The sequence below is a fragment of the Xanthomonas sp. NCPPB 3005 genome (assembly GCF_041228095.2).
Classification (GTDB): Bacteria; Pseudomonadota; Gammaproteobacteria; order Xanthomonadales; family Xanthomonadaceae; genus Xanthomonas_A; species Xanthomonas_A bonasiae.
Genome location: NZ_CP166096.2, coordinates 4,643,413 through 4,656,125 on the forward strand (window position 1 = coordinate 4,643,413; position 12,713 = coordinate 4,656,125).

Below are 12,713 nucleotides of genomic sequence, written 5' to 3' on the forward strand. Positions count from 1 at the left end.
GGCCCAGGCACCGCCTTCAGGGCATGGGGGACGACGTCCGCGCTTCCTCGATGAGCCAGTCCGCCAGCATCTGGATTGGCGCATCGTTCAACCGGATCGGTTCCGGCAGCACAAGACAGAAGGTCTTGGAGATCGACGTGCCGTCGGGCCATGGCGCAACGAGCCGCCCGGCGGCCAGCTCGGCCGCGACATAGAGGCGTGGTACCAGCGCGACACCGAGACCGGCCAGCGCCGCCTCGATCGACATCGCGTGGAGATCGTAGCGGGCGCCGATCGCCGGATGCGTCAGCCCCATTCCGGTTTCCTGCGCATAGCGCTGCCAGGCGTCCGGGTTCTGGCGGCGATGCAGGCGTGGCAACGCGTCGAGCGCCGTCGCGGCGTCTTTTCCAGCGAGCAGCGCCGGATGGCAGACCGGCACCAGCACCTCCTGCCACAACCGATGCGTGCGCATCCCCGTCCAGGCCGGGTGCTCGAAATGGATGGCCGCATCGAAACCGCTGCCGGCCAGGACGAAAGGCTGCATGCGCTCGGCCAGATGCACGGTGATGTTCGGGTGCCGGGTCTGGAAGTGTTTCAGGCGGGGAATGAGCCAGCGTGTGGCGAAGGTCGGGAGCACGGCGATGTCGAGGCTGGCCCCGTCGCTGCGCTGGCCCATCAGGTACTGGCTGTCGCGTTCCAGCCGGTCGAGCGTCTCGCGCACCTGTGCCGCATAGCGCTCGCCGTTCGGCAAGAGCCTGACCCGGTTGCCGATCCGGGCGAACAAGGTGACGCCCAGAAAATCTTCCAGCCGGCCGATCTGGCGGCTGATCGCGCCTTCGGTCAAGGCAAGTTCCTCGGCCGCACGCGCGAAGCTGGCATGCCGGGCAGCCGCCTCGAATGCCATGAGCGCGGAGTGGCTGGGAATCTTGCGGCGCATGTACGGCTCCAACGCGGTGATACGGCATTCGACCCGTCCACCATGACATCGAGTCACTGAAGCGTGATCGAATATCGATATTCGCGCTGAAAACGCCGGCCTACCATGAGCGGACATCAACGAAAGGCAAGGCCGACGCAATGATCTACACGGTGGAATGCAGCTTTGCCGATCCCGCCAGCGAAGCGGAATGGAACGACTTCTACAGCCTGGACAAGCTGCCGGCGCTCATCTCGGTGGAGGGCTTCCACAGTTCGCAACGCTTCAAGGCCTTGCGCCGCGGCTACCCCACCTATCTGGCAGTGCACGCGATCGATGGCCTGCACATCCTGACCGGCGAGGACTATCGCCGGAAGGGCGGCGGCAACTTCGCACGCTGGCAACAGCACATCGTCGACTGGCATCGCAACCTCTACGCCGGCCTCGATCGGGCCCCCGCCGTGGGCAGCCACGAAGTGCTGTTGTCGAGTGCCACCGGCGCCGAGCCGCTGATCGGGCTGGGACTGACTCCATGCGCCATGCATGCGGTGGAACTGGAGAAATGTCCGGAGCGCCGCTGGCTGGCGACGCTAGACCGCACCAGGCTGCCTGCGATGGATCGGCTGCCGGAGGACGTGCACGTCTACGCGCCGATGACCGCGCAATTGACCAGCGGCCACGGCAGCGCCTCCGACGTGGCGCGCTAGGACCGCCGATGCCGAACGTCACCCTCTTCCTGCCGGCGCGCACGATGCCGCCGGACACGGCGCTCTCGGACCTGACCGAGCAATGCACCGACCTCTGCACGGGCCTGCTTCTCGCCGCTGTGGAGAACGTGCATGTCATCTACGTCCCCGTCCTGCATGGTCGCGGCCACCCCATCTTCGCGGACGTCCGCTACCGGCTCGCCGCGACGCGCACGCCAACGGTCATGGCGCAGTTCATGGAAGGGCTCGATGACGCCATCCGGCGAGCGACCGGCTGCCAGGCCCGCATCCGCTGTTTCGGCTACGCGGCGCACTGCATCCATGCACGCAACTGATCGGCGATCCGGAGAAATGCGATGACGAAGGACGTTTTTCCGAGCCAGCGGATCGGCGATTTCACCATCACCGCCATCAGCGACGGCTATCTCAGCGTCGGCCTGGACGCGCTCTTGCACGTGGGCCCGGCCGACGCCCTGCAACTGCAGACCGATGGGCGGGTGGAGGACGCTTGCGCAGTCCATATCAACTGTTACGTGGTGCGTGGTCGCGGCCGCACGATCCTGATCGATGCCGGCGCCGGCGGCTTCAAGCAATGGGGCGGCCGGCTGCTGGACAACCTGTCGCTGGCAGGCCTGCGCCCCGCACAGATCGATGCGATCCTGCTGACCCACGCCCATCCCGACCATGTCGGGGGACTGATCGACGCCTCGGGAGACGTCGCCTTCCCGAACGCCGAACTCGTCGTGCAACAGCGGGAGGTCGCGTTCTGGCAGGACGACGGCAACCTGAGCCGCGCTGCCGCGCGCGCCCGCGGCAATTTCCTGCTTGCGCGCCAGGTGTTCGACGGCTATCGCGACCGGCTGCGCATCTTCGATGCAGGCGAGGTGTTGCCTGGCATCGCTGCCCTGCCGCTGCCAGGGCATACAGCAGGGCACACGGGCTATCGGCTCGACGCCGGCGATCGCAGCCTGCTGGTCTGGGGCGACATCGTGCATTTCCCGCAGATCCAGGTGCCGCATCCGGAGGTATCGATCGTCTTCGACCAGGATCCGGTGCTTGCAGGCGCGACACGGTCGCGGCTGTTGGATCTGGTCAGCACGGAGCGGCTCCTGATTGCCGGCATGCACTTCGGCGAACTCGGCTTCGCACGCATCGAGCGAACCAACGCGGCCTACGCTGTGACCTACGCGGCATGAGAGCGGCGTCTTCTCCATCTGCGGATCGGGAGGTCGCGGCAGAGCCGTGATGGCTGAGGCGACGACCGCGGGGTCGGCGCCGGCCAATGCAGCCACGCCGCTGCGGTTACGTTGCAGGCGGCGAAACGGTCCCCTGAGCGCGATTGGCAGCCCGCATCACCCCAGTGCCAGCAGCTCGCGCATGTCGTCCATCAGCAACACCACGTCGGCCGTGGCCAGGTCCAGGTCGCGCGGATAGCCGTAGCGCACCAGTGCGGCCGGCATGCCGGCGGCGTGCGCGGCCTGCAGGTCGGTGCCGGAATCGCCGACCATCAGGCAGTGCGCCGGCGGCTGCGCGAACTGCTGCGCCAGGTGCAGCAGCGGCAGCGGGCTGGGCTTGCGCTCGGGCAGGCTGTCGCCGCCGAGCGCCGCGGCGAACGCATCGGCCACGCCGAGATGGCGCAGCAGCGGCTGCACGAACGCCGAGGGCTTGTTGGTGCACAGCGCCAGCGTGACGCCGCGCGCGCGCAACTGCGCCAGCGCCTCGGCCACGCCCGGATACAGGCGCGGGCTGCGCAACAGGCATTCTTCGTAGTGGCGCATGAAAGCCGGCATTACCGCGTCGATCGGGGTGGCGTCGTGCGCATGCCGCCACGCGGTCTCGACCAGCTTGCGCACGCCCTCGCCGATCCAGCCGAGCACGGTGGCTTCGGGCACGCGCGCCAGGCCGAAGTCGGCCAGGGTGCGATTGAGCGCTTCGGCGATATCGGCGCCGCTGTCCACCAGGGTGCCGTCCAGATCGAACACCACCAGCGCGTACGGAAATGTCATTTCAGTCCTCTGTGCGAAACGCGGCCTGCATTGTAGGCGCCGCGCTCAGTCGCGATCCCAGTACGGCACCTCGCCGAAACGCGCGACCAGGAAATCCAGGAACGCGCGGACGATCGCCGGCTGCTGCCGGCGCGAGGCGTACACGCCGAAGATGTCCATCGTGTCCAGTTCGTGGTCGGGCAGCACGCGCTGCAATTCGCAGCTGCGCAGCAGCGCCGCGGCCTGGTAGGTCGGCAGCATGGCAATGCCGGCGCCGGCGCGCACCGCCTCCAGCAGCACGGTGGCTTCGTTGGCGGTGAAGTTGCCGCTGACCGCCACCGACACCGGTTCGCCGCGATAGCGCAGCGGCCATTCGTGCCTGCCCACGTAGTGATGGCCCAGGCAGTTGTGCGCGGCCAGGTCGGCGGCGCTGTGCGGCGCGCCATGCCGCTGCAGATAGGCCGGCGCCGCGCACAGCACCGAGCGGCACACGCTCAGGCGCCGCGCGATCAGCCCAGGGTCGACGCGGTGGGAAATGCGTACCGCCAGGTCGATGCGCTCCTCGACCAGGTTGACCGTGCGATCGGCCAGCAGCATGTCCACCCGCGCCTGCGGGTAGCGGGCCACGAACTCGGCCGCCGCCGCGGCCAGATGCGCCTGCCCGAACGAGGCCGAAGCGGTGACGCGCAGCTGTCCGTGCGGCTCCGGGTCGTCGCTGGCCAGTTCGTCGCGCAGCGAGGCGCCGATCGCCAGCATCGGCCGGAACCGCGCCAACGCGGTCTCGCCGGCGCCGGTCAGGGTCACCCGCCGCGTGGTCCGGTGCAGCAGGCGCACGCCGAGCCAGCGCTCCAGTTCGGCCAGATGGCGCGAGACCATCGCCCGCGACAGGTCCAGCGCCTCGGCGGCCGCGGTGAGACTGCCGCGCTCGGCGACTTCGACGAACACCGCGATCGCGGTCAGACGGTCCATTTGCTCGTTCCACGCAACAAATTGGCGACTTATACGCTGTTTATCGCGCTAATTGCCAGGACTAGGCTGTGCGCATCCCGTCCACCCTCCCCGGAGAACCTCGATGCACATCGCCCTGTTCGGCGCCACCGGCAACATCGGCCGCCATATCGCCCAGGAAGCCCTGCGCCGCGGCCACGCGGTCACCGCCCTGGTCCGCCGCACGCAACCGTTGCCGCCGGAACTGGACGGCGCCAGCATCGTGCTCGCGTCGCTGGACGACCGCGCCGCCCTCGCCGCCGCGGTGCGCGGCCACGACGTGCTGGCCAGCGCCTACGGCCCCAGCGCCGCGGCCGCCGATACCATTCCGGCCGTCGCCCAGGCGCTGATCGAGGTCGCCCGCGACGCCGGCGTACAGCGCCTGCTGGTGGTCGGCGGCGCCGGCAGCCTGGAAGTGGCGCCGGGCGTGCAGTTGGTGGACACGCCGAACTTCCCCGACGCCTACAAACCCTACGCGCTGGCGCACCGTGCCTCCCTGCAGCATCTGCAGGCCGCTACCGATCTGGAGTGGACCTTCTTCGCGCCAGCCGCCGAGATCGGCCCCGGCGACCAGCGCGGCGGCGTGCGCACCCAGGCCACCGCGCTGCTCAGCGATGCGCAGGGCCATAGCGCGATCAGCTATGCCGACTACGCCAGCGCCTTCGTCGACGAGATCGAACGCCCGCAGTACCTGCGCCAGATCGCCACCGCCGCGTACTGAGCGCAACGCCGGGCAGGCGGCAGCGCGCGTGCCGATGGCGCCGCGCAGTCGCCCCCCGCCGCGGCCGCAGCACGGTCGCGGCCCGATTCCCGCACGCCATGCCGACGCGTGGCGTCGCCTTCTCCGATGGAGTTCCGCATGCCGTCCCTTTCGTTGTCGCGCCTGAGCGCTACGCTGATCCTTGCCCTCGGCCTCGCCGGCGCCGCCGCCGCGCACGCCGCCACCGGCACCGCCGCCCACGCCGCGACTGCCGCCGCCAGCGCCGCACAGCCGGCCGCCGCGCCGCTGCAGGTGCAGGTCTACCACCCGGACGCGAACGCGATCTTCGGCGTCGCCTCGGTGCTGGTCAGCGGCGCCAGGGACGCGGTGCTGGTCGATGCGCAGTTCTCCGCGGCCGATGCGCGCGCCCTGGTCGCGCAGATCCGCGCCTCCGGCAAGCGCCTGACCACGATCTACGTCAGCCACGGCGATCCGGACTACTACTTCGGCCTGGACGTGCTGACCCAGGCGTTCCCGCAGGCCAAGCTGCTGGCCAGCCCGGCGACCGTGGCGCATATCCGCCAGACCCAGGCGCAGAAGCTGCAGGTGTGGGCACCGAAGCTGGGTGCCGACGCGCCGCAGCGCATCGTGCTGCCACAGCCGCTGCACGGCGACCGCCTGCTGCTGGAAGGCCGCGAACTGCAGATCGTCGGCCTGGACGGCGCGACCCCGGACCGGACCTTCGTGTGGATTCCGTCGATCAAGACCGTGCTCGGCGGGATCCCGGTGGTGGCCGGCGAACACGTGTGGATGGCCGATACGCAGACTCCGGCATCGCATGCGCAGTGGCTGGCCACGCTGCAACGGATCCAGGCGCTGCAGCCGCAGCAGGTGATTCCCGGACATTTCGTGCCGGGCGCGGCGCAGGACCTGGCCGCGGTGCGCTTCACCGCCGACTACATCCGCGCCTTCGACGAGGAAACCGCCAAGGCCAAGGATGCGGCCGCGCTGGTCGCGGCGATGCAGCAACGCTATCCGCAGCTGGGCGGCGTGGACACGCTGCAGCTCAGCGCGAAGGTGGCCAAGGGCGAACTGCGCTGGCCATGAACGAACTGCCGGCGCGCGGCTCAACGGAACAGCCGCCCCTGCGCCTGCCCCGGTTCGCGCTCGTGGAAGCCGGCCAGGCCCACGCCGACCAGGCGGTAGCGCGTGGACGCGGGCAAGTCGACGCGCTGGCGCAAGGCCAGCGCGATATCGGTCAGCGCCTGCAGCGATTCCGGCGGTTGCTCCGGGGTGAAGCTGCGGGTCAGGATGCGGAACTGCGCGGTCTTCAGCTTCAGCACCACGGTGCGCGCGACGCGCTCGGTGCGGCGGGTCGCGTTCCAGGTCTTTTCCGCCAGTTGCCGGATCGCCGGCTCCAGCGCGTCCAGCGCCAGGTCTTCGGCGAAGGTGTCTTCCGAGGAAATCGACTGCACCTGCTGGTCCGATTCCACCGGACGCTCGTCGATGCCGCGCGCACGCTGATACAGGCGCAGCCCGAAGCTGCCGAAATGCGCTTCCAGCTCCGCTTCGCCGTGCGTGCGCAGGTCGCCGACGGTGACGATGCCCAGCGCCGCCAGCTTGGCCTGCATCACCTTGCCCACGCCGTGCACCTTGCCGACCGGCAATGGCGTCAGGAACGCCTCCACCTGGTGCGGGCGGATCACGAACTGGCCGTCGGGCTTGCGCCAGTCCGAGGCGATCTTGGCCAGGAACTTGTTCGGCGCGATGCCGGCCGAGGCGGTCAGTTGGGTTTCCTCGCGGATCTGCGCGCGGATGGTCTGCGCGATCTCGGTGGCGGTGGTCAGCTCGCCCTTCGGCGCGGTGACGTCGAGATAGGCCTCGTCCAGCGACAGCGGCTCGATCATGTCGGTGTGGCGCTGGAAGATCTCGCGCACCTGCCGCGACACGGCCTTGTAACGCGCGAAATCCGGCGGCACGAAGATCGCGTCCGGGCACAAGCGCTCGGCGCGCAACGCCGGCATCGCCGAGCGGATGCCGAACACGCGCGCCTCGTACGACGCGGCGCACACCACCGAACGCATGCCGCGCCAGGCCACCACCACCGGCTTGCCGCGCAATGCGGGATCGTCACGCTGCTCCACGGACGCGTAGAACGCATCCATGTCGACGTGAATGATCTTGCGCATCGGCCCTGCACCCTACGCCAGCGAACGGTAGCCGCATGATAAGCCAGGCCTGCGCATGCGCTGCGAACGCATGCCTTGATTTCGCTCAGCGCGCCGCATTGCAGCACTGCCTACGCTACGCGTGCGTACGGATAAAACGTTTGATTGAAAGCGCGAGCGTCGTGCACGCTTGCGCGCCTCGACTGTCTGCCCTGGGAAATTCGCTCATGAGCCGCCTCACTTCGTATTCACGCGAACACCTTCTCGCCAGCGCGCGCGGCGAACTGTTCGGCGCCGAGGCCGCACGCCTGCCCAACGATCCGATGCTGATGTTCGACCGCATCACCCACATCGACGACAACGGCGGCGCGCACGGCAAGGGCGTGGTCCGCGCCGAACTCGACGTGCGCCCGGACCTGTGGTTCTTCCGCTGCCATTTCATCGACGATCCGGTGATGCCCGGCTGCCTGGGCCTGGATGCGCTGTGGCAACTGACCGGGTTCTTCCTGACCTGGATCGGCGCGCCCGGCCGCGGCCGCGCGCTGGGCGTGAGCGAAGTGAAGTTCAGCGGACAGGTGCTGCCGACCGCCAGGCAGGTGGTCTACGAACTGGACATCAGCCGGGTCATCAACCGCAAGCTGGTGATGGCGGTGGCCGACGGCCGCATGTCGGTGGACGGCCGCGAGATCTACACCGCCAAGGATCTGCGCGTGGGCCTGTTCACCTCGACGGAGGCGTTCTGATGCGCCGCGTCGCGATTACCGGCATGGGCATCACCTCATGCCTGGGTAACGACCTGGACACGGTGTCGCGCGCGCTGCGCGACAGCCGCGCCGGCATCCGCGCCAACCCCGAGGCGGCCGAACACGGCCTGCGCAGCCAGGTCGCCGGCGACGTGCAGCTGGACCTGGAAGCCTTGATCGATCGCAAGCTCAAGCGCTTCATGGGCGATGCGTCCGCGTACGCGTATCTGGCGCTGCGCGATGCGATCGCCGATGCCGGCCTGGACGAGGCCGTGGTCAGCGACGTGCGCACCGGCCTGATCGCCGGGTCCGGCGGCGGCTCCAGCCACTGGCAGGTGGAAGCGGCGGACCTGCTGCGCAACCGCGGCGTGCGCAAGGTCGGCCCGTACATGGTGCCGCGCACGATGTGCTCGGCGGTCTCGGCCAGCCTGGCCACCGCGTTCAAGATCAAGGGCGTGAGCTACTCGCTGTCGGCGGCGTGCGCGACGTCGGCGCACTGCATCGGCGCGGCCGCGGACCTGATCCGCCACGGCCAGCAGGACGTGATGTTCGCCGGCGGCGGCGAGGAACTGGACTGGACCATGAGCCTGATGTTCGACGCGATGGGCGCGCTGTCCAGCGGCTTCAACGACCGCCCGGCGGTGGCCTCGCGTCCGTACGATGCCGAGCGCGACGGCTTTGTCATCGCCGGCGGCGGCGGCATGCTGGTGCTGGAAGACTACGAACGCGCGGTGGCGCGCGGCGCGCGCATCCATGCCGAACTGCTCGGCTACGGCGTGACCTCCGACGGCGCCGACATGGTCGCCCCGTCCGGTGAAGGCGCGGTGCGCTGCATGCAGATGGCGATGCAGGGCGTGGACGCGCCGATCGACTACCTCAACACGCACGGCACCTCGACGCCGCTGGGCGACGTCACCGAGCTGGGCGCGGTACGCGAAGTGTTCGGCGATGCGGTGCCGCCGCTGTCCTCGACCAAGGCGCTGTCCGGGCATTCGCTGGGCGCGGCCAGCGTGCACGAGGCGATCTACTGCCTGCTGATGATGCGCGACGGCTTCATCGCCGGCTCGGCCAACATCGACGCGCTGGACCCGCGCGCCGAGGGCTTCCCGATCGTGCGCGAGAGCCGCGAGGCGACCTTGCGCACGGTGATGTCCAACAGCTTCGGCTTCGGCGGCACCAACGCCGCGCTGGTGTTCGGCAAGCGCTGATCGGACCCGTGCGCGCCGGCGACGCGCTGCGCCGGTTGCGCCGGTTCAGCGCTCCAGTTCCTTCACGCCACGGTGGCTGGCCTTGTCGTCCTTGCTCCGTTCCGGTTTGGCCGGTACCTGCGCGGGCGGCGGCGGTGATGCCTTGGGCGGTGGCGGCGGTGGCGTAGGCGGCGGCGAAGCCGCGGCCGGTTTCGGCGGATGCTGCGTGACCCACTCGACGGCGGCCGGTGACGGGGGCCACCACGCTTCGTTCGACGACGAAGGCGCGGGCGGTGGAGGCACCTTGCCCAGCGGCGGGGTGATGCCCCTCGCCTCGTCTTCCTCGGCCACGCGCCGTTGTCGCTCCAACTCGCGCGCCAGCTCCTTGTTGCGCTTGGGGTTGAGCGCATCCGGCGGCGGCGCCTGGTACATGCGCTCGCCCGGCGGCACCCATTGCGACTGCACCGGCGCTTCCACGGCGGGCGGCGCCGGCGGGTAGCCGCGCGTGTCGGCGATGCGTTGCGGGATCAGCTGGCGCTTGAGCGCCTCGGGCATCGGCGCCGGCGCAGATGGCGAGGCCTGCGCTTGCTGCCGCCAGCGTGCGCGGTCGCGGGCCCATGGCCGGCCACGGTAATGCGCGTCCCAATAGGAATCGATGGCGAATCCGATGGCTGGAGCGAAGACACCGTCGCGCGCGTCGAACTCGATCACGCCGGCCGGCAACCATCCGCGCGCCTCGCGCCAGCGCACGTCGCACCACGAAAAATCGTTGACGCACCCGTAGACGGTGAGGCTGTCGCCGCCCACCACCGTGGCGACGCGCGGATAGTCGTTGGCCGGGCCTGCGCGCAGATTGGCGCCGCTGCGGGCGAACCCGCCATTGCTCTGCGCCAGTACCGGCGTGGCGGCGGCCAGCAGCAACGGCGCGATCCAGATGCAGCGTTTCATGCCCAACCTCCTGTGCCTGACCGGCCCTGTGGCCGGCGCTTCTTCCATGGGCTCGTGCGAGCCATCGTGTTCGGCAATGTTCTAGCACGCCGATGCGCTAAGGACCTGTTAACCCGATCGGGCCCGCCATGCCTGGCCGCATGTGAGGCTGGAAGAGATGCAATGAACCGACGACATGCGCGAAGGTGCGCTCACGCCGCCGTGAACGCACCCAAGCGCATCGTCGGATTGCAAGCCGCAACAAGCGGATGTGTGCGCTATCGCCCCCTGCTTGCGCCTCGCCGCGCCGCATGCACTGCGGCGCGGCGCACGTGGATCAGCCGGCCATGCCGCTGTGCCGCAGCAAGGCGTCCAGTTCCGGCGCGCGGCCACGGAACGCGGTGAAGTTCTCCAGCGCCGGGCGGCTGCCGCCGCGCGCCAGGATCTCCTGCAGGAAACGCGCGCCGGTGGCGGCCAACTGGTCAGGCGCCTCTTCGAATGCGGCGTAGGCGTCGGCGCTGAGCACTTCGGCCCACTTGTAGCTGTAGTAACCGGCGCCGTAGCCGCCGGCGAAGATGTGGCTGAACTGGTGCGGGAAGCGGTTCCATGCCGGCGGCCGGTTCACCGCGACTTCGTCGCGCACGCGTTCGAGCAGCTGCAGCATGCTGTCGCCGGCGGCGTCGAAGCTGTGATGCAGTTGCATGTCGAACAGCGCGAACTCCAGTTGGCGCACGGTGAACATGCCGCTCTGGTAGTTCTTCGCCGCGAGCATCTTGTCGAACAGCGCGCGCGGCAGCGGCTGCCCGCTGTCCACGTGCGCGGTCATCGCCTGCAGCCGCGGCCACTCCCAGCAGAAGTTCTCCATGAACTGGCTGGGCAGCTCCACCGCATCCCATTCCACGCCGTTGATGCCGGCCACGCCAAGTTCGCCGACCTGGGTCAGCAACTGGTGCAGGCCGTGGCCCATTTCGTGGAACAGGGTGGTGACTTCGTTGTGGGTGAAGGTGGCCGGCTTGCCGTCGCCGCCGCGGCCGAAGTTGCACACCAGGTATACCAGCGGCGTCTGCACGCCGTCGGCGCGGTCGCGGCGGTTGCGGCAGTCGTCCATCCAGGCGCCGCCGCGCTTGCCCTCGCGCGCGTACAGGTCGAGGTAGAACTGCCCGACCAGGCGGCCGCGCGCATCGCTGACGCGGAAGAAGCGCACGTCCGGATGCCACACCGGGGCGCTGTCGGCCTGCACCTGCAGCCCGTACAGGTCGTTGATGACGCCGAACAGGCCGTCCAGCACCTTCGGTTCGGTGAAGTAAAGCTTCACTTCCTGCTCGGAAAAGCTGTAGCGCGCCTGCTTGAGCTTTTCGCTGGCGTAGGCGATATCCCAGGCCTGCAGTTCGTCCAGGCCCAGATGCTCGCGAGCGTAGGCTTCCAGTTCGGCGCGGTCGCGCTGCGCGTACGGCTTGGCGCGCGCGGCCAGGTCGCGCAGGAAGCCCAGCACCTCGTCGGGGTTCTGCGCCATTTTGGTCGCCAGCGAATACTCGGCGTAGCTGGCGAAACCGAGCAGGCCGGCCAGTTCGCCGCGCAGCGCCAGGATGCGCTCGATCGCCGCGCTGTTGTCCAGCGCCGCGTCGCCGAATTCCGAGGCGCGGATCGCGTTGGCGCGGTACAGGGTCTCGCGCAGCGCGCGGTCGTCGGCGTACATCTGCACCGGCAGGTAGCACGGCATCTGCAGGGTCAGCTTCCAGCCCGCCTGGCCGTCCTTTTCCGCCGCCGCGCGCGCCGCGGCGATCACGTCGTCTGGCAGGCCTGCCAGACGCGCCTGGTCGTCGATCGGCAGCGACCACGCATCGGTGGCATCGAGCACGTTCTGCGAGAACTTCGCCGACAGCGCCGACAGTTCTTCCTGGATCGCGGCGAAACGCTGCTTGTCGGCATCGCCCAGTTCGGCGCCGCCCAGGCGGAAATCGCGCAGCGCGTTGTCCAGCACCTTGCGCCGCGCCGCGTCGTAGCCGGCGGCTTCGGGCGTGGGGGCCAGCGCGCGGTATTGCGCGAACAGCGCCAGGTTCTGCCCCAGCGCGCTGGAGAAGCGCGTCACCTTGGGCAGGTTGGCGTTGTAGGCCTCGCGCAGCGCCGGGGTGTTGACCACGCCCTGCAGGTGGTTGACCTGGCCCCAGGCGCGCCACAGGCGCTCGGTGGCGTCGTCCAGCGGCACCACGAAGCTGTCCCAGCTCACCGGCGCGACCTGCTCGGCGTGCGCGACCGCGGCGTCGGCGGCGGCCAGCAGCGCATCGATCGCCGGGCCGATGTGCTCGGGCTGGATCGCATCGAAGCGCGGCAGGCCGGAAAAATCGAGCAGGGGATTGGTCATCGCGGGAATCTCGGTAGCGGGGAAAGGGCCGGCGGCGCCGGCCATGGTCGGG

The 12,713-nt window shown here is 69.5% G+C and carries 13 protein-coding genes; 7 read left to right on the top strand and 6 right to left on the bottom strand.

The window, feature by feature from the left end; all coding sequences use genetic code 11:
• Positions 1-16: 16 nt before the first annotated feature.
• On the bottom strand, positions 17-916 hold the full coding sequence (locus AB8810_RS20060; protein WP_179568658.1) for a LysR substrate-binding domain-containing protein: 900 nt from the start codon (positions 914-916) through the stop codon (positions 17-19).
• Between the two features lie 140 nt (positions 917-1,056).
• Between AB8810_RS20060 and AB8810_RS20065 the strand changes: the two genes are divergently transcribed.
• Genes AB8810_RS20065 through AB8810_RS20075 form a run of 3 tightly spaced genes read left to right on the top strand, consistent with a single transcriptional unit; the run spans position 1,057 to position 2,798 of the window.
• A complete protein-coding gene (locus AB8810_RS20065; protein WP_179568660.1) occupies positions 1,057-1,602 on the top strand; it encodes a sugar ABC transporter in 546 nt (181 codons plus the stop codon).
• 8 nt (positions 1,603-1,610) lie between these two features.
• The gene (locus tag AB8810_RS20070) at positions 1,611-1,937 is read left to right on the top strand and encodes a hypothetical protein (protein ID WP_369914660.1); all 327 of its coding nucleotides are present in this window, start codon (positions 1,611-1,613) and stop codon (positions 1,935-1,937) included.
• A 21-nt stretch (positions 1,938-1,958) separates the two neighbouring features.
• Complete coding sequence (locus AB8810_RS20075; protein ID WP_369914661.1) at positions 1,959-2,798, top strand: MBL fold metallo-hydrolase; 840 nt, start codon at positions 1,959-1,961, stop codon at positions 2,796-2,798.
• Between the two features lie 156 nt (positions 2,799-2,954).
• Here the strand turns inward: AB8810_RS20075 and gph are convergent, their stop codons facing one another.
• Both gph and AB8810_RS20085 read right to left on the bottom strand, forming a co-directional pair.
• Entirely contained in the window at positions 2,955-3,608 is a 654-nt protein-coding gene (gene gph, locus AB8810_RS20080) for a phosphoglycolate phosphatase (RefSeq protein ID WP_179568680.1), read from the bottom strand.
• 45 nt (positions 3,609-3,653) lie between these two features.
• The gene (locus AB8810_RS20085) at positions 3,654-4,556 is read right to left on the bottom strand and encodes a LysR family transcriptional regulator (RefSeq protein WP_369914662.1); all 903 of its coding nucleotides are present in this window, start codon (positions 4,554-4,556) and stop codon (positions 3,654-3,656) included.
• A gap of 103 nt (positions 4,557-4,659) precedes the next feature.
• Here AB8810_RS20085 and AB8810_RS20090 point away from each other — a divergent pair, with 103 nt between their 5' ends.
• A complete protein-coding gene (locus tag AB8810_RS20090) occupies positions 4,660-5,295 on the top strand; it encodes an NAD(P)-dependent oxidoreductase (protein WP_206256600.1) in 636 nt (211 codons plus the stop codon).
• A 138-nt stretch (positions 5,296-5,433) separates the two neighbouring features.
• Complete coding sequence (locus AB8810_RS20095) at positions 5,434-6,381, top strand: MBL fold metallo-hydrolase (RefSeq protein ID WP_369914663.1); 948 nt, start codon at positions 5,434-5,436, stop codon at positions 6,379-6,381.
• 20 nt (positions 6,382-6,401) lie between these two features.
• Here the strand turns inward: AB8810_RS20095 and dinB are convergent, their stop codons facing one another.
• A complete protein-coding gene (gene dinB / locus AB8810_RS20100; protein ID WP_179568696.1) occupies positions 6,402-7,463 on the bottom strand; it encodes a DNA polymerase IV in 1,062 nt (353 codons plus the stop codon).
• A gap of 206 nt (positions 7,464-7,669) precedes the next feature.
• Between dinB and fabA the strand changes: the two genes are divergently transcribed.
• Positions 7,670-8,185 carry a 3-hydroxyacyl-[acyl-carrier-protein] dehydratase FabA gene (fabA, locus tag AB8810_RS20105; protein ID WP_179568698.1) on the top strand — a complete coding sequence of 172 codons (516 nt, stop codon included), beginning with the start codon at positions 7,670-7,672 and terminating at the stop codon, positions 8,183-8,185.
• A complete protein-coding gene (fabB, locus tag AB8810_RS20110) occupies positions 8,185-9,393 on the top strand; it encodes a beta-ketoacyl-ACP synthase I (protein ID WP_179568700.1) in 1,209 nt (402 codons plus the stop codon). Before fabA ends, fabB begins: the two co-directional genes overlap by 1 nt.
• 45 nt (positions 9,394-9,438) lie before the next feature.
• On the opposite strand, the gene AB8810_RS20115 is transcribed toward fabB, so the two are convergent.
• Positions 9,439-10,320 (bottom strand): SH3 domain-containing protein, encoded by an 882-nt coding sequence (locus tag AB8810_RS20115; RefSeq protein ID WP_369914664.1) that lies wholly within the window; start codon positions 10,318-10,320, stop codon positions 9,439-9,441.
• A 316-nt stretch (positions 10,321-10,636) separates the two neighbouring features.
• Positions 10,637-12,661: a M3 family metallopeptidase gene (locus AB8810_RS20120; RefSeq protein WP_369914665.1), complete on the bottom strand. Its 2,025-nt coding sequence runs from the start codon at positions 12,659-12,661 to the stop codon at positions 10,637-10,639.
• Between the last annotated feature and the right edge of the window lie 52 nt (positions 12,662-12,713).